This is a genomic window from Neorhizobium sp. LjRoot104 (assembly GCF_964253725.1).
Classification (GTDB): domain Bacteria; phylum Pseudomonadota; class Alphaproteobacteria; order Rhizobiales; family Rhizobiaceae; genus Neorhizobium.
On the sequence record NZ_CAXURS020000001.1, the window covers coordinates 2632005 to 2649063 of the forward strand.

Sequence of the window (17059 nt, forward strand, 5' to 3'; positions counted from 1 at the left end):
CGCGACACGGCCCGATCTTACTGCCCGCTGGCGGTCGCCCCGAGCGTGCCCCATTCGCGGATCGCCTCGTTGAAGGCGCGTTCGCCGTCCGGGCCTTTCTGAAGGGTCAGGAGCGCGCGGCGGCCGTTGCGATAGGCGATCGGGATGTCGATCCAGTTGCGGGTCCGCAGCAGTTCCAGGTTGGTCGTGCGGGCATCCGGGAAATCGTTGAGCGCGATCATGTGGAAATCGTCGGTGATCTTGGCGGGCACCGCGATCAGCGCGTTGCCGCGATCCTGCTCGCTCGACTTCATGGCGATGCGCTGCACGCTTTCGATCGCGCCGCCTTCGAAATCGGGCGGCACGGCGAAGACGATCTCGACCAGGTGGCTTGCCGGCAGCGATGGGTCGGTATTGCGCTTGAAGGTCATCAGCGCGGTCAGGCCCCTGCCCGGCACGTTGATGCGGCCCTGGACGACCGGCTCCTGCCGGCCATTGGCGCCGGCCTCGCGCTGCAGCGACCAGGAGACCGAGCCGTCGATGGCCGTCGGCGCGGTCTGGCCGATCCGCTCCTCGTAAAGGAACATCTTTTCGCCCGCGACCGCCGGAGCGGCCGACGGCGGGGTGGCGGCATTCGGAGCCGGCGTGGCCGGCGGCGTTTGAGCCGGTGCCGCATTGGCACTGCCGTTCGGAGCGGGCGGAGCAGCAGCCGGCGCGCTCGGAGTGGGCGCCGGCTGCGCCGCAGGATTGGCGGGCGGAGCGTTGAGCTGCGATACCGACTGACCCTCTGCATTCTGCGCCAGGCCGGCGGTGAGGCCCGGCCCCTCGTCGACCTCGCTGCCGTCGGCCATCAGCCGCTGTGTGAATTTGGTCCCGGCCGTCGATCCGTCCGCCGTTCGCGGCGCCGCCGGTGCGGGCGTGTTGCCGGCACCGTTCTGCGGCGGCGTCCCCGGAGCGGAAGGCGTCGAAGGCGCGCGATTGGGCTGCGGCGCGGCGGGCGCCGGTGCCTGCTGCGCCGTCTGGCCGCCGGGCAGGCTCGACTGGATCAGGCCGTCGACCATGTCGTTCAGCGAGTCACGGTTCATCCAGATCGCATAACCGCCGCCGCCGACGAGCGCCAGGCCGACGATCGCCAGCACGATGCCGGCATAGTTGCGCTTGCGCACCGGCGTGACCCGATAAGGCCTGGCCGGCGCATGCATCAGGTCGTCCGCATCCGCATCGGTATGGAGCGTGCTGCGCGCGCCGCCGCCCGAAGAGGACGGAGCATCCTTGTTGAAGCCTATCAGCTCCTCGAGATCACCCCACGGATCACTGTCAGCCGGTTTCGCCGGCGCGGGACCGGCGCTTTTGGACTGTGGCTGATCGAGATATTCGGCGAAGGGATCGGCGGCGGCAGCCGCTGCCGCTCCTGCAGCGACCGCTGCGCCGGGCTGCGCGAGTTCCGGGAGATCGGCGGCAGAAGGCATGCGGACCGTATCGACCGCCACATGAGTCTCCGCATCGAAATGGGCATCGACCGGAGTGGCCGTGCCGCCGTACCCATGATCGATCGGTACGACAGGACCGGCCGTCACCAGTTCCGGCACATCGTTCCACGCTGCGGCCGCGACCGCCTCCTGGCTCCGCGTCGCAGGCTCGGCCCGCGCCGGCACCTCCCAGCCCCAATCCTCTTCATCTGCCGGCTTGGACGGCTCGATCGCAGAGGGGGGCTCCGGCGGCTGATAAGCCTCGACCGGATGTTCGGCCTCGAACGGCTCCTCGACGGGATGCTGTCCTTCGAAAGGATGCGGTTCGTCGCGCCACTCCTGCGCGAATTCGGGAGCGACCTGCTGGACGGTCTGCTCTCCGCGCGTCGGATATGGGAAATCATCCTCGGCCGTTTCGCTCTCGACGGGCTCGACCGATTCGGCATCGACCGGCTCCGGCACGACCGGTTCCGAGGCCGGCAGGGGTGCCGCTGTCGGGAATTCGATCGTACTCTCGTCGAAAGCGTGCGGAGGCTCGGGCGCCTGTTCGGAATGATCGGAGGGTGCCGGTTCGAATGGCGTCTCTTCCGACGGCACGTCGTCGCGCCAGTCACCATATTGCTGGGCGGCGGGCTCCTGCTGATCGGGGGCCGCCGTTACCTCTTCCTCCTCATGGAGGACGGCCGGCTCGGAGACCGCAGGCTCCACTTCGGCAGGCTCCACTTCGGCCGGCTCTTGCGCGACCGGCTCCGGCTCGGCCGGCACCGGCTCTTCATAACCGTCTTCGTAAAAGACCGGCCGTTCTGTGCGAACGAGGGGCGCTGATTCGGATACCACCGGCGTCTCTGCCGGCTCATGGGCTTCCGGCGTCTGAGCCGGTTCGGCAGCGGACTGCTGGTCGTCCTGGTCTGCGGAGACCTGCTCCGCCGGCTGCTCTGCGACATCGCGCTCGGCCGGGGGAGCCTCCTCGATCGGCTGGGCGTCTGCGCCGTCGGCTATGGGTTCCAGTGCTTCGGCATGCTCGCTCTCGACATCGACAATGGCGGCTTCCAGCTTGTCGAGCTGCCGCCGCAGCATGTCTTCGGGCGGACGCGGCTTCATGTTCTCGAGTTGCCGCTGCACGGCGCCACGAGCCTTTTCATAAACCTTCGCGCGCATCTCCGGCGTATTGTTCGCCAGACCGTCAACGGCGCGGCGGATCACCGCTACAAAATCAGCCATCAGCACTTTCTCATGTAAGCCGGCCCGAAGGCCGGCCGAATGGTAATCAATTCTTGACTTTAATCTTCAAACGGGTCGGTCACAAGTATGGTGTCGTCCCGCTCCGGGCTGGTGGAAAGTAGGGCAACCGGCGCGCCAATCAATTCCTCCACCTGGCGGACATACTTGATAGCCTGGGCCGGCAGATCCGCCCAGGAACGCGCCCCGACCGTCGATTCCTTCCAACCCTCGAGGGTGACATAGATCGGCTCGACGCGAGCCTGGGCGCCCTGGCTTGCCGGAAGGTGGTCGATCTGCTGACCGTCTAGCATGTAGCCGACGCAGATCTTCAACTCGTCGAGGCCGTCGAGCACGTCGAGCTTGGTAAGCGCGATCCCGGTAATGCCGTTGGTGGCGACCGACTGGCGCACGAGCGCCGCGTCGAACCAGCCGCAGCGGCGCTTGCGGCCCGTGACCGTGCCGAATTCATGGCCCTTCTCGCCGAGGAACTGACCGATCTCGTCCTTTAGCTCGGTCGGGAACGGGCCTTCGCCGACGCGGGTCGTATAGGCCTTGGTGATGCCGAGGATATAACCGAGCGCGCCCGGGCCCATGCCGGAGCCCGCCGAGGCCTGGCCCGCGACAGTGTTGGACGAGGTGACGAACGGATAGGTGCCGTGGTCGATATCGAGCAGGGACCCTTGCGCGCCTTCGAACAGGATGCGCGCGCCCTTGCGGCGCTGCTTGTCGAGCAGTTCCCAGACGGTCTCGCGGAAGGGCAATACGCGGTCGGCGATCGAGGTCAGTTCCTGCATGATCGCCTCGTGCGAGACTTCCTTTTCTCCGAGACCGCGGCGCAGTGCGTTGTGATGGGTGAGGATACGATCCACCTTGCCCGGCAACGTTTCCAGATCGGCGAGGTCCATGACGCGGATGGCACGGCGGCCGACCTTGTCCTCATAGGCCGGGCCGATGCCGCGGCGGGTGGTGCCGATCTTGGTGCCGCTGTTGGAGGCGGCGTCTTCGCGCATGCCGTCGAGCTCGCGGTGCAGCGACAGAATCAACGTGGCGTTATCGGCGACGCGCAGGTTCTCCGGCGTGACCTTGACGCCCTGTGCACCCAGCTTTTCGATTTCCGCCAGGAGCGCATGCGGGTCGAGCACCACGCCATTGCCGATCACCGCGATCTTGCCGGGACGGACGATGCCCGAGGGCAGCAGCGAAAGCTTGTAGCTAATGCCATCGATGACGAGCGTATGGCCGGCATTGTGACCGCCCTGGAAACGCACCACGATATCGGCGCGTTCGGAAAGCCAATCGACAATCTTGCCCTTGCCTTCGTCACCCCATTGCGAACCAACCACGACTACATTCGTCATCTGCGTTTCCTGTATTGCGGGCAAAGCCCCACGCGACCACACGCACACCTTCCGTAGATCAATATTGATATACGGTCGATGCGCCAATTTGATTTTGCATGCACTGCCTTCGACGGATGGAAACCGTTCAGAGGCATTGCAAACGGCCGCATCTATAAAGCCTCGGCCGATGGAAAGCGACCTGTTTGTCACTCGGCCTTGGTTTTTACGTGACAAAAGCGTGGATCGCACGCTATTTCCCGCCCGTTATCCCTGAAATCGCGTCATATTCCGGCGCCGGAGACCATCTTGCATAAAAAGGCCTATCTCTCGCTCGTCATTGCAACCCTGGCCTGGGGCGGCAATGCGGTAGCGGGCAAGCTCGCCGTCGGCCATGTCAGCCCGATGATGCTGACCTTCTGGCGCTGGTTCCTCGCCGTCGCCATCATCTTCGCCATCTCCGTGCCGCAGCTCGTCAAGGACTGGCCGGTCGTCAGGAAAAACCTGCCGATTCTCCTTTTCCTCGGCGTCGTCGGTTATGTCGTGTTCAACGCCGCGCTCTATACTGCCGTGAACTACACGACGGCGATCAACGTGACGGTCGAGCAGGCGGTCATCCCGATGCTGATCTTCGTCATCAACTTCGTCCTGTTCCGGATGAAGGTGTCCTGGGCCCAGATCCTCGGCTTCACCCTGACGCTTCTCGGCGGCGTCCTCACCGCCGTGCACGGCGACCTGAGCGCCCTGGTGACGCTCACCGTCAATTCCGGCGATGCGATCATGATGATCGCCATCGTTGCCTATGCGATCTACACGGTGGCGCTCAGATGGCGCCCGGCTATAGACTGGCGGACGCTGATGGCCGTCCCCGCATTCTTCGCGATGGTCTTCTCGCTGCCCCTGGCATTCTGGGAATACTCGGCCGATCGCCTGATCTGGCCTGATACGGAAGGCTGGATCGTGGTGTTCTATACGGCGATCTTCGCCTCGCTGATCGCTCAGGTGCTTTACATCAAGGGCGTCGAGGAGATCGGCGCCAACCGGGCCGGGCTTTTCATCAACCTCGTGCCGGTGTTCGGAACACTGCTCTCGGTCGCCATCATCGGTGAAAGCCTGCAGCTCTTCCATGTCGCGGCACTGGCACTGGCGCTTGGCGGCATCGCCATCGCCGAATGGGGAAAACCCCGCGTACACTGACAGGCCCCCCTGAAACGGAAACCGCCGGCCCATGCGAACGAGCCGGCGGTTCTGAAATCCTGGACCGTTGAAATCCCGCTGTTTGCCATGGAGGCGGGACGGCCGGTACGATGCGTCCTCAGCTGGCCATCGCCAGTCGCCCGGAGGCGAACGAGCGCTGATCGCGGACGTTGTTTCGGCTCAAGTCGAAACGCGCCAGCAGTTCCGAAAGGCGTCCGCTTTCCTGCGCCAGGGAAGCGCCGGCCGCATTCATTTCCTCGACCATGGCGGCATTCTGCTGGGTCATCTGGTCCATGTGGTTCACGGACGTGTTGATTTCCGAGAGACCTACCGCCTGCTCGTTCGCGGCGATCGCGATCGCCTCCATATGCTGGTTGACCGCGGCCACGAGGTTGGCGATCTCCCTGAGGCCGTCGCCGGTATCGTTGACGAGAACCACGCCCTGATTGACGGCGGCTTCGGAATTGCCGATCAGCGTCTTGATCTCCTTGGCGGCCTTGGCCGAGCGCTGCGCCAGTTCGCGGACTTCCTGGGCAACGACTGCAAATCCCTTGCCGGCCTCGCCTGCGCGGGCGGCTTCCACGCCTGCGTTGAGGGCAAGCAGGTTGGTCTGGAACGCGATCTCGTCGATGACGCCGATGATCTGGCTGATCTGGTTCGACGCCATCTCGATCTTCTGCATCGCGTTGACCGCATTGGAAACGACGGTGCTGGAGTTCTGCGCGCGGGAGCTCGCATCGCGAACGATCTCGCGTGCTTCGCTCGCCCTTTCGGAGGTCTGCTTCACATTGGTCGTGACCTCTTCCAACGCTGCCGCCGTCTCTTCCAGCGACGCAGCCTGCTGTTCCGTCCGCTTCGAAAGCTGGTCGGAAGCGGACGAGATTTCGTCGCTGCCGCTGCGAACGCTTTGGGCGGTCCGGTTCACGCCTTCGAGCGCCGTCCGCAGCTGACGGACCGAGCTGTTGAAGTCATGGCGCAGGGATTCGAACTGCTCGGAGAACTCCTTATCGATCTCACACAGCAGATCGCCGGCCGCAAGGCGCTGCAGACCATGGGCGAGTTGCGATGTGGCCTGGGTCAGCCGCTCTTCGGCTTCGGACTCTGCCCGGCGCTGGAATTCGGCGCGCTCCGCCTCGGCGGCCTTGCGGGAGTGTTCGGCATCCGCCTCGAGTTGGCGGTTCTGCTGCGCAGCCTCGCGGAAGATTTCCACCGCGCGTGCCATGTCGCCGATCTCGTCAGTGCGGGCAGCACCCGGGATCTCGACCGAAAGCTCACCGCCGGCGAGCGTGCGCATCACACCCGTCAACCGGTCAATCGGATTGGCGATCCGCACGATGACCGTGTAGATGCCGAGAAGCGAAAGCACAAAAGCAAGAACGGTCGCAACACTGTAGATGATGATGGATTGTTTTGCGGAAGCAGCCTCTTCCGCCGTCAGCCTCGTCATCTCGTTGAGCGAGGCGGAGGCCATATCGGCGACCGAGGACTGTGCCGGCGCGGCGGGCTTGCGCCAGTCGTCGACCGCCATGTCGAATGGCTTGCCGGCTTGGAATGCCTTGAGGGCAGCATTGCGCTGCTCGGCATACGGCCCGGCGAAATAGGTCGTTTGCGCTGTCCGGTGGAGCGCCTTGATCTTCTCCGGGGTCGTCTCCGCGTTGGAGAGCTGGGTAATCACATCCCATGCGGTTGCCACGCGCGCATCCTGAACGGCAATTTCCGTCAGCTTGTCCGCGGCAAGCGGCTGTTTGGCGATCAGGGCATTGACGAAGGTGGAATTGGCGGTGCCGAGCTGCGTGCGCGCCGTCCAGGCAAGCGAGCGTATCTGGGTGAACATAATCATCCCGGGTCCGCGCGCATTGATGGTGGCCTCGGCCTGATTTGCGGCCTTTTCGAGATCGGCCAGCATCGTATCGGCAAGTCCGAGCACGGCTTTGCCGAGCGCCGGATCGCGGTCCTTGACCGCCTGCGTGAGCGCGGTGTCGACACTTGCACGATAACCGGCCCACTGCGTGTAGGCGGTGAGAACCGGAGAGATTGCATTGCGCAGGCTTGCCGGTTCGACTTCGGCCGTCAGGGTCTTCACCTCCGAGAAGGCTTTATCCATCGACTGCCGGCCGGTATCCATGTTCTTGCGGCTGGACCCCACCTCGGCAGGCTCCAGCTTGATGGCCGAGGATATGCCGCCGCGTTCGCCGCGCAGCCCGATCAGCGCATTGAACAGCGCTTCGTCGAGTTGCGCCAGTTCCGAGAGCCGTGTGGAATTCTGGTAGCGGTCGATCTCCTGAGACAGCATTCTGCCCATCAGACCCAGTATGCCCAGGCTCAAAACGACAAAAGCCAGTATCAAAGTATGCTTGATTGAAATCCGCACCTGCATCACTCCTTAGTTAAAACACTCGCCGCTCGGTTTGCGGGCAATCAGCAATTCGAACAATCGCTTGACCACCCGGCAGCCTCTCTCGATTTGGACGGGAGAGATAATACAACCTCGTATAAAACATTAAATATTCGATTAAATACAACGCGTTCCGCAAGCCTCTGGAATCGTTTCCGCAACTTGAGCATCACATCCCCCGAACGGCGAAAGCCCGCCTCCCCCGTATGAGGGCGACGGGCCGGTCCGTCGTGCTGCAACGGACGGGAGCGAGGAGAGCCGCTCCGGGATCAGATAAGATGACTGGTCGGAATGATCATACCACGCCCGCCGGTCCGGCGGCGCACCTGATCGCGGGGCATGTCGATCATCGCGTCGTCATGGCCGCGTTTTCGGACAGCACGCGGGCAAAACCGCCGACGCCGGCTGCGCGGGATTCCTTGCCGACGATAAGTGCCGTCAGGACGATGGCGGAAATGATGAGCTTCTTGATCATGGCTCTGCACCCTGTTCTTCGGACGGCTTGGATGCCGTTTCTTGGATGGCCCACCCTATCCGAACGGCATTTCGGGGCGCTTAAACCGATGGATGCAATTTTAGCGAAATCAGCTTTTTTCCCGAATTGACACGCAGGGGCATCCGGTGCGCACTCAAAAAGGCAGCGGCGCAGGCGGAAATTGATGCTTTTCGAGACGTGCCCGATCTCCTAACCCTCGAAAACCGGACGCAGAAAGGCAGGACAGCATGGGCAAGCCATTTTACTGGAACGAACTCAACACACTCGATTTCGCCGGCCTTTCCCCTGACAAGACCATCGCCATCCTGCCGATCGCCTCGACCGAACAGCACGGTCCGCACCTGCCGATCGCGACCGACGTGGCGATCGCCAACGGCATGCTGGCCGAGTTGAAGGTGCAACGCCCGGACGACCTCGATTTTCTCGTGCTCCCCACACAGGAGATCGGCAAGGCGAACGAGCATGTCTATGGCCCCGGCTCGCTGTCCTTCGGCCCGGAAATCCTCATCCCTGCCTGGACCGCGATCGGTGCCAAGGTGGCTGAAGCCGGCATCCGCAAGCTCGTCTTCGTCAACTCGCATGGCGGCAATGTCGATATCATGAGCATTGTCGGTCGCGAGCTGCGCGTCCGTTACAAGATGGCGGTGATCGGCACCCAGTGGGGCCGCTTCGGCCATCCGCCCGGCCTGATCAGCGAGCACGAGCAGAAATACGGGATCCATGGCGGCGAAGTCGAAACCTCGCTGATGCTGCATTTCCGCCCTGAACTGGTGCGGATGGACAAGGCCCGGAACTTCGTCTCCAAGGCGGAAAGCCGCTCGAAATACATGCAGCCCGCTCCGCCTCATGTGCTGTCCTGGCTGGCGCACGACCTGAACCCCGACGGCGTCGTCGGCGATGCCTCGAAGGGCACCGCCGAAAAGGGCGCAACCATCTGCCGCCATCAGGTCGCCGGCTTCATCGAGATGTTGCGGGAATTCGAAGCCTTCCCGCTTGAGGAACTCTATTCCCGCTAACCCTCGTCGCGCTGCGCGTCCCGGCCATGCGGCTGGGGCGGCAGATGCCCTTTGGCCTGCAGTTCTGCGACCATCGCCGCAAGTTCGGCCAAAAGGAACTCCACGAACAGGCTGGTCGCCGTATCGAGCGTCGTTCGCGCCCGGGCGAAAAGCTTCATCGGCTGGTGGCGCGCATGTGGATTGACGATCGGCCGGAAGATCAGCTCGCCCCGTCGGCATTCCGGCAGCACGTCGAGCGGATTGAGCAGCGTCAGCCCCGTGCCGGCCTTGACCAGCTTCTTCAGCATTTCCGAGGCATTGCTTTCCACCAGCGGCTCTACCGCGACCGACAGCGGCGAGAGCGCAAGGTTGATGACGTTGCGCAGGCTGGTGCCTGACTGGGCGAGCACCAGCGGCTCCTGCACGACATCCGCAAGATCGACCGGCCCCTCTTCCGCCGCCAGCCGATGCCCGGGCGGCATCACCACCCCGATCGGTATGTCGAAATTAGCGAGCGTGCGGATGCCGGGCGTCGCCGGGATGTTGAAGCCGAGCCCGAAATCGACCTCGCCGGTGATGACCGGCTGCATCGTGTTCGACGGCCCGTCATTGCGCAGATGCACCCGCACGCGCGGATGCTGTGCCACGAAACGGGCGATGATGTCCGGCAGCGGTCCCGCCGCAAGCCCGACGGTCGAAACCAGCGTCACCTTGCCGGCCTGAGGCATCTTGAGGCCGCGGATGCGTGCCTCCATCCGTTCGTAGGTCTTCAGCACGTCTCGGATATGCTCGATACAGAGCTCGCCGGCTGCCGTCAGCTTCAGCCCGCGCGGCATCCGCTCGAAGAGTGGCGCCCCGAACTCCTCCTCGAGGGCCAGAATCTGCCGGTTGATCGCCGACGACGCAACATTCAGCCGCGCAGCCGCCTTGCGGATCGATCCGCAGCGGGCGATCTCGTCGATATATTGAAGCTTTCGCGAATGCAGCATTTTACCCCAACCCTCGTTGCATCTTTTTTGATCATGCACCACAATTTAGCAGATTAAAATTCGACCGCTGCCCTAAAGGCATCAATGCGGACGAAATTTGATGCTTTTCAAAGAGCAACGCAACCGTACAAATGTCCATCACAAGCTGCTCTCACGATGCCGCACGGTTTAACAGGGGAACAAAGCGACATGTCCAAATCATTGATGATGAAGAATTTTCTGGCTGCCGTTGGCCTTTCGGCTATGGCACTTGCCGCCCAGCCTGCAGCAGCCCTCGATGAAGTCTCCTACGGCACCAACTGGCTTGCCCAGGCCGAGCATGGCGGCTTCTATCAGGCTGTCGCCGACGGCACCTACGAAAAGCATGGCCTGAAGGTGAAGATCGTCCAGGGCGGGCCGAATGCCGCCAACCGCGCGCTGCTGATCGCCGGCAAGGTGGATTTCTACATGGGCGGTCCGCTCGGCGACATGGATGCCGTCAAGCAGGGCATTCCGCTGGTCAGCGTCGCATCGATCTTCCAGAAGGACCCGCAGGTCCTGCTCGCTCATCCCGACGCGGGTGTCGAGACCTTCGCGGACCTCGCCAAGATGAAGACCATCTTCATGGCCAAGGAAGGCTACACCACCTATTTCGAGTGGATGAAGAAGAACTTCAAAGGCTTCAAGGACGAACAGTTCAAGCCCTACACGTTCAACCCGGCTCCTTTCATCGCCGACAAGGCCTCGGCCCAGCAGGGCTACCTGACCTCCGAACCCTATGAGATCGGCAAGCAGGCCGGCTGGACCCCGAAAGTGTTCCTGATCGCCGATGCCGGCTACGGCCCCTATTCGACGATGATCACCACCACGCAGCCGATGATCGACAAAAAGCCGGATGTCGTACAGCGTTTCGTCGATGCTTCGCTCGAAGGCTGGTACACTTACCTCTATGGTGACAACAAAGCCGCCAACGATCTGATCAAGAAGGACAATCCGGAAATGACGGATGGCCAGATCGCCTATTCCATCGCCAAGATGAAGGAATACGGCATCGTGGTTTCGGGCGACGCCGAGACCAAGGGCATCGGCTGCATCACCGACGAGCGCTACAAGAAGTTCTTCGAGTCCATGGTCTCGATCGGTGTTCAGCCGGCCGACCTCGACTACAAGAAGGCCTATTCGACCAAGTTCGTCTGCAAGGGCGTCGGCATGGCGCTGAAGAAGTAATGTGATCTGAGCTTCTCCCTTTGCCCCTCACCCTAACCCTCTCCCCGCTCGCGGGGAGAGGGGAAGTGCCGCAAGCAACCGCTGCGGCATGAAGGAAGCCGGCGCGGCATATACCTTCTCCCCGCAAGCGGGGAGAAGGTGGCGGCAGCCGGATGAGGGGCGATCCTCGGCACTTCCATTTCAGGGCCCGTAATGACCACATCCCAAGCCCCGCTGATGCCTGCGCCCGGCGACGCCCGCAGACGACCGCTGGTCGTCATGCGCTCCGTCTCGAAAATGTTCTCGAGCGGCACGCTGGCGCTCTCCGACATGTCGCTGACGGTCGAGGGCGGTGAGTTCGTCAGCCTGCTCGGCCCTTCCGGTTGCGGCAAGTCGACCGCGCTGCGCATCATCGCCGGCCTCGGCGACGTCTCGACCGGCACGATCGACTGGCCAAGCTCCCGCATCAATTCGAAGGGCCTGCCGGAAGGCGACATTTCCTTCGTTTTCCAGGAGCCGACGCTGATGCCGTGGCAGACGGTGTTCGGCAACGTCTACCTGCCGCTGAAACTGCGCGGCGTTTCCAAATCCGCCGCCCGCGACGAAATCATGACGACGCTGGCAACGGTCGGTCTGCAGGATTTCGCCGATGCCTATCCGCGCGAACTCTCCGGCGGCATGAAGATGCGCGTCTCGATCGCCCGCGCGCTGGTCACCAAGCCGAAACTGCTTTTGATGGACGAGCCGTTCGCGGCGCTCGATGAAATCACCCGCCAGAAACTCAACGACGACGTGCTCAGGCTGTGGCGCGAGACGGGCATCACGGTGATCTTCGTCACCCATTCCGTCTTCGAATCCGCCTATCTCTCGAACCGCATCGTTGTGATGAAGGCCCGTCCCGGCCGGGTGCATGCGGATTTCCCGCTGAAAACGAGCATGAGCCGCGACGCTCACTACCGCACGTCCGAAGACTACCGCCAGGCCTGCGAAAAGGTCTCGAACATGCTTCTCGAAGCGATCGGCGGGGAGGAACACTGATGACCGACAACGCACCCGCCGTCGTCCCGCCGAAATCCGGCTTTTTCGCCCGCAACCGCGAAACGTTACTGCGTACCCTGATCCCGATCTGCGTTGTGATCTGCCTCGTCCTCCTCTGGCAGTTCATCATCACCGTCAACAGCATCCCGCAATACATCCTGCCGGGACCGCTCGCCGTCGCCAACTCGCTCTATAACGACTGGGGCACGCTCTCCCCCGCCCTGTGGGTGACGACCCAGATCACCATGCAGGCGCTGGCCCTGGCGCTGATCGGCGGCGTCGGCATCGCCATCTTCCTCGTCCAGTCGAAATGGATCGAGACCGCCTTCTACCCGATCACCGTCATCCTGCAGGTCACCCCGATCGTGGCGATCGCACCGCTGATCCTCATCTACGCCCCGACGACGCAGGTGGCGCTGCTGATCTGCGCCTTCCTCGTCGCCTTTTTCCCGATCCTGTCGAACATGGTGCAGGGCCTGAAGAGCGTCGATCACAACCTGCTCAACCTCTACGACCTCTACGGCGCCTCGCGCTGGCAGACGCTGCTTTACCTGAAGCTCCCCTCCTCGCTGCCCTATTTCATGACGGGGCTGAGGATCGGCGGCGGCCTTGCGCTGATTGCGGCCGTGGTCGCGGAATTCGCGGCAGGCTCGGCGGGCGCCGGTTCCGGCCTTGCCTTCCGCCTGCTCGAATCCCAATATCGCCTCAACATTCCGCGCCTGTTTGCGGCCCTGGTCCTGTTGTCGCTGCTCGGCGTGGTGATCTTTGCGATCACCTCGTTCATTTCCTGGTTCTTCCTGCATCGCTGGCATGAAAGCAGCCTGAAAAGAGAAAACTGATGACTGCCTTCATGACGCTTCCCGACGCTCGCCGTTTCGCGCTCGCCAATGCCACGCTGCCGGCGGTTCTCGTCAAAGACCTACCCTCCGTCGCCAAAGACGGTCTCGTCTCCGCCGATCTGGTCATCGCGGACGGGAAGATCGAAGCGATCCTGCCGGCAGGCTCGGCACCCGCCGATCTGGTCACCGCCGACATGCGAGGCGGCATGGTCTGGCCCTGCTTTGCCGACATGCATACCCATCTCGACAAGGGACATTTCTGGGACCGCCGCCCCAACCCGGACGGCACGTTCGAAGGCGCGTTGATGAACGTGCGCGAGGACCGGATCGCCAACTGGTCGGCTGAAGATATCCGCGCCCGCTTCGAATTTTCACTGAAAAGCGCCTATGCCTACGGCACGAAACTCATTCGCACCCATCTCGACTCGATCCCGCCGCAGCCGGATATCTCCTTCCCGCTGTTCGACGAGCTCCGCGCCGAATGGAAGGACCGGATCGCGCTCCAGGCGGTCGCCCTGCTGCCACTCGAATGCGTGCTCGACGAAAGCATCTTCGGCGGCATCGTCGCGACGACGAAGCGTTATGGCGGGCTGCTCGGCGGCGCCACCCGCATCCTGCCGGATTTCGAGCGGATCCTCGATACGCTCTTCAAGGCCGCGGCCGATAACGGCCTCGACATCGACCTGCATGTGGACGAGACGGAAGACAAACAGGTTCTCACGCTGGAACAGATCGCCGAGGCGACAATCCGCAACCGTTTCGAAGGTTCGGTCACGGTCGGCCATTGCTGCTCGCTGGCGCGGCAGGACGACGAGACCGCAAAGCGCGTGATCGACAAGGTCGCCAGAGCTGAAATCTCGGTCGTGTCGCTGCCGATGTGCAACATGTACCTGCAGGACCGCCATGCCGGTCGCACGCCCCGCTGGCGCGGCGTCACGCTGTTCCACGAGCTGGCCGCCGCGGGCGTGAAGACCGCGGTCTCCTCCGACAATACCCGCGATCCGTTCTACGCCTATGGCGACATGGACCCGGTCGAAGTGTTTCGCGAGGCGGTCCGCATCCTGCATCTCGACCACCCACTTGATACCTCCGCCCGCGTCGTCACCTCGACGCCCGCCGAAATCCTCGGCCGGCCGGATATCGGCGTCATCGCCGAAGGTGGGCCAGCCGACCTCGTACTGTTCAGCGCCCGGCGCTGGAGCGAATTCCTTTCCCGTCCGCAGGCCGACCGCATCGTGATGCGGAATGGCATGGGCATCGACCGTCGCCTGCCGGATTACCGTGACCTGGACCCGATTTTGGACAAGTGAACATGCCGGACTACGCACAGATCAAGAAAGAACTCGAAGGCCTCGCGATCGAGGACAATCCGGCGCTGGTGCGCCAGAAGAGCCGCGATTTCTACTGGTATTCACCGATCCTCAAGGAAGAGCTCGAAAGCGTCACCGCCGATCTCGTCGTCTCGCCGAAAAGCGAGGAAGAGGTGATCCGGGTGCTGAAGGTCGCCTATGCGCATGGCGTGCCGGTCACCCCGCGCGGCGCCGGCACCGGCAATTACGGCCAGGCCATGCCGCTGTCCGGCGGCATCGTGCTCAACCTCATCAACATGAACAAGGTCAAGGAAATCCATCCGGGCCGCGTCATCGCCGAACCGGGCATCGTGATCGCCGAACTGGACCGCCAGACAAAAGCCCATTCCGGCCAGGAACTGCGCTTCCACCCCTCCACCGCCCAGACGGCGACGATCGGCGGCTTCGTCGCCGGCGGCTCCGGCGGCGTCGGCTCGATCCACTGGGGCGGCCTGCGCGACCTCGGCAACATCCTGCGCCTGCGCGTCGTCACCATGGAGGCCGAACCGCGCGTCCTCGACCTCACCGCCTGGGACCTCCAGAAGGTGACCCATGCCTACGGCACAAACGGCATCATCGTCGAGGTCGAGATGCCGCTGGCGCCCGCCTATGACTGGGTGGACGTGCTGGTCGGTTACGACGACTTCATGGACGCCGTGCGCTTCGGCGATGCGCTCGCCCACAAGAACGGCCTGCTGATCAAGGAAATCGCCCCGATCGCAGCCCCCATTCCCTACGACTATTTCCCCCGCCACAAGCCGTTCTTGCGCGACCGCAGCCAGTCGATCGTCGTGCTGATGGTGGCGCCCCACTCGATAGATGCCTTCACCGCCTTTGCCGAGCGCCAGAAGGGCGAGATCCTGTTCCGCTCCGACAAGGTCGAAAGCATGAAGGGCATCCCACATGCCTACGAGCTGGCGTGGAACCACACGACCCTGCGCGCCCTGAAGGTCGATCCCGGCTTCACCTATCTGCAGGTCCAGTATCCGGGCCCGGACCATGTGGCCAAGGTCGAGAAGATGACGAAGATCTTCGGCGACGAAGTGCCGGGCCATCTGGAATTCATCAAGTTCGACGGCCGCATGCAATGCTCCGGACTTCCCCTCGTCCGTTATACGACCAGGGAGCGGCTGGAGGAGATCATGCAGATCCACCGCGACAACGGCTGCCCGATCTTCAACCCGCACCGCTACACGCTGGAGGAAGGCGGCATGAAGCAGACGGACGTCGTGCAGCTCGCCTTCAAGAAGGAGACCGATCCGAAGGGTCTTCTCAATCCCGGCAAGATGATCGCCTGGGACAATCCCGACTTCGATTTTTCGGCCGGCAAGAACTATCTCTTCCCGGGCCTTGCCGCAGCGGGTGGCTGATGCGGGTCCTGCTCATCCATTCGCATCCGGTCGAGGAGAGTTTTGGCGCCGCGTTATACAAGCAGGCGCGCGAAAGCCTGACCAGGGCCGGCCATGACGTGGATGACTGCAACCTCTATGCCGAAGGTTTCGATCCGGTCATGTCCCGCCATGACCGGATGACCTATCACGACTATCCCAACAACCTGTCGCTGGTGAAACCCTATGTCGACCGCCTGCAGGCGGCCGAAGGGCTGGTGATCGTCACCCCAGTCTGGAATTTCGGCTGGCCGGCGATGCTGAAGGGTTATTTCGACCGCGTCTGGCTGCCGGGCATCACCTTCGAGCTGAAGGACGGCAAGCTGACGCGAAAACTGCATATCGACAAGGTGGCGGTGGTGACCACCTACGGCGCCACCCGCTGGCGCGCCTTCCTCGCCGGCGACCCGCCGCGCAAATTGTCGAAACGGGTGCTGCGGGTGCAGACCAACCCGGCAAGGCCGGTGAAATTTCTGGCCCATTACGACATGAACAACTGCACGCCGCAGACGCGTGCGGCGTTTCTGGACAAGGTGAAGCGGGAGATGGAGCGGTTCTAGCTCCCCATCTCGCGGCGGCGCGTCAATAGCAGGGCGTCGGCCTCCACCATTGCCGCGCGGGTCTCGGCGTTCGACACGGAACCGGTCGGCTCACCAACGCCGCGCTCGGATATGAACAGGAACCGATCCACCTCCTTCCCGGCCGCCGTCACCGTCCGATAGGTTTCCCATCGCTGATGGATTCTCGCCGCAACCCGGAGCGACGGAATATTTTCCGGGCTGACGATCGAGACGATCCGCGTGAAACCGAGGCGACCGAGGCCAAGATCACGGCACGCGGCGGCCGCTTCAACGGCATAACCGCGACCGAGCCATTCGCGCCGGAGATGATATCCGATCTCCGGCTCCAGGCCCTTCGGCGTCGGCTGAAGGGAAATACCGCAATCGCCAACCAACTCGCCGGTCACTTTTTCCACGACACCCCAGAGACCGAAGCCGTTTTGCTCATAACTCCGGAAGGCAAGCTTTTCGAACCACGTTTCGGTCTCTTCGAAACTCTTGGCGCGCGGATAGAAGCGCATGCTCTCGGCATCGCCAAGGATGCGATGCAAAATCGGCAGATCGGCCTTGGTGATCTCCCGTAAGGTCAGCCTTTCCGTCTCAAGAACCCCACGCATCCTCC

General features: G+C 63.0%; 14 protein-coding genes. 8 read left to right on the forward strand and 6 right to left on the reverse strand.

Annotated features, from left to right (window positions below; all coding sequences use genetic code 11):
- Positions 1-17 precede the first annotated feature (17 nt).
- Together ACSQ8R_RS13410 and ACSQ8R_RS13415 are read right to left on the reverse strand one after the other, a co-directional pair.
- Positions 18-2669, reverse strand: a complete 2652-nt coding sequence (locus ACSQ8R_RS13410) for a hypothetical protein (protein WP_436253823.1) — start codon at positions 2667-2669, stop codon at positions 18-20.
- Positions 2670-2728: 59 nt separating this feature from the next.
- Entirely contained in the window at positions 2729-4027 is a 1299-nt protein-coding gene (locus ACSQ8R_RS13415; protein ID WP_436253824.1) for an adenylosuccinate synthase, read from the reverse strand.
- A 288-nt stretch (positions 4028-4315) separates the two neighbouring features.
- On the opposite strand from ACSQ8R_RS13415, the gene ACSQ8R_RS13420 reads away from it, so the two are divergent.
- Complete coding sequence (locus tag ACSQ8R_RS13420; protein ID WP_436253825.1) at positions 4316-5203, forward strand: DMT family transporter; 888 nt, start codon at positions 4316-4318, stop codon at positions 5201-5203.
- Positions 5204-5321: 118 nt separating this feature from the next.
- Here the strand turns inward: ACSQ8R_RS13420 and ACSQ8R_RS13425 are convergent, their stop codons facing one another.
- Complete coding sequence (locus ACSQ8R_RS13425) at positions 5322-7496, reverse strand: methyl-accepting chemotaxis protein (protein WP_436253826.1); 2175 nt, start codon at positions 7494-7496, stop codon at positions 5322-5324.
- A 448-nt stretch (positions 7497-7944) separates the two neighbouring features.
- A complete protein-coding gene (locus ACSQ8R_RS13430) occupies positions 7945-8073 on the reverse strand; it encodes a hypothetical protein (RefSeq protein WP_436253827.1) in 129 nt (42 codons plus the stop codon).
- A gap of 248 nt (positions 8074-8321) precedes the next feature.
- On the opposite strand from ACSQ8R_RS13430, the gene ACSQ8R_RS13435 reads away from it, so the two are divergent.
- Positions 8322-9110, forward strand: a complete 789-nt coding sequence (locus ACSQ8R_RS13435; protein ID WP_436253828.1) for a creatininase family protein — start codon at positions 8322-8324, stop codon at positions 9108-9110.
- Here the strand turns inward: ACSQ8R_RS13435 and ACSQ8R_RS13440 are convergent.
- Positions 9107-10078, reverse strand: a complete 972-nt coding sequence (locus ACSQ8R_RS13440; RefSeq protein WP_436253829.1) for a LysR family transcriptional regulator — start codon at positions 10076-10078, stop codon at positions 9107-9109. The two genes, ACSQ8R_RS13435 and ACSQ8R_RS13440, sit on opposite strands and share 4 nt — an antisense overlap.
- A gap of 189 nt (positions 10079-10267) precedes the next feature.
- On the opposite strand from ACSQ8R_RS13440, the gene ACSQ8R_RS13445 reads away from it, so the two are divergent.
- From ACSQ8R_RS13445 to ACSQ8R_RS13470, 6 genes are all read left to right on the forward strand, one after another.
- Positions 10268-11284: an ABC transporter substrate-binding protein gene (locus ACSQ8R_RS13445; protein ID WP_436253830.1), complete on the forward strand. Its 1017-nt coding sequence runs from the start codon at positions 10268-10270 to the stop codon at positions 11282-11284.
- A 192-nt stretch (positions 11285-11476) separates the two neighbouring features.
- The gene (locus ACSQ8R_RS13450) at positions 11477-12301 is read left to right on the forward strand and encodes an ABC transporter ATP-binding protein (RefSeq protein WP_436253831.1); all 825 of its coding nucleotides are present in this window, start codon (positions 11477-11479) and stop codon (positions 12299-12301) included.
- Entirely contained in the window at positions 12301-13140 is an 840-nt protein-coding gene (locus tag ACSQ8R_RS13455; RefSeq protein ID WP_436253832.1) for an ABC transporter permease, read from the forward strand. Before ACSQ8R_RS13450 ends, ACSQ8R_RS13455 begins: the two co-directional genes overlap by 1 nt.
- On the forward strand, positions 13140-14450 hold the full coding sequence (locus ACSQ8R_RS13460; protein WP_436253833.1) for a cytosine deaminase: 1311 nt from the start codon (positions 13140-13142) through the stop codon (positions 14448-14450). Before ACSQ8R_RS13455 ends, ACSQ8R_RS13460 begins: the two co-directional genes overlap by 1 nt.
- 2 nt (positions 14451-14452) lie before the next feature.
- Positions 14453-15859, forward strand: a complete 1407-nt coding sequence (locus ACSQ8R_RS13465; protein ID WP_436253834.1) for an FAD-binding oxidoreductase — start codon at positions 14453-14455, stop codon at positions 15857-15859.
- Positions 15859-16437, forward strand: coding sequence for an NAD(P)H-dependent oxidoreductase (locus tag ACSQ8R_RS13470; RefSeq protein ID WP_436253835.1), 579 nt, complete (start codon positions 15859-15861; stop codon positions 16435-16437). The genes ACSQ8R_RS13465 and ACSQ8R_RS13470 overlap by 1 nt, the downstream gene beginning before the upstream one ends.
- Here ACSQ8R_RS13470 and ACSQ8R_RS13475 read toward each other — a convergent pair.
- Positions 16434-17054, reverse strand: a complete 621-nt coding sequence (locus tag ACSQ8R_RS13475; RefSeq protein ID WP_436253836.1) for a GNAT family N-acetyltransferase — start codon at positions 17052-17054, stop codon at positions 16434-16436. The two genes, ACSQ8R_RS13470 and ACSQ8R_RS13475, sit on opposite strands and share 4 nt — an antisense overlap.
- Positions 17055-17059 lie beyond the last annotated feature (5 nt).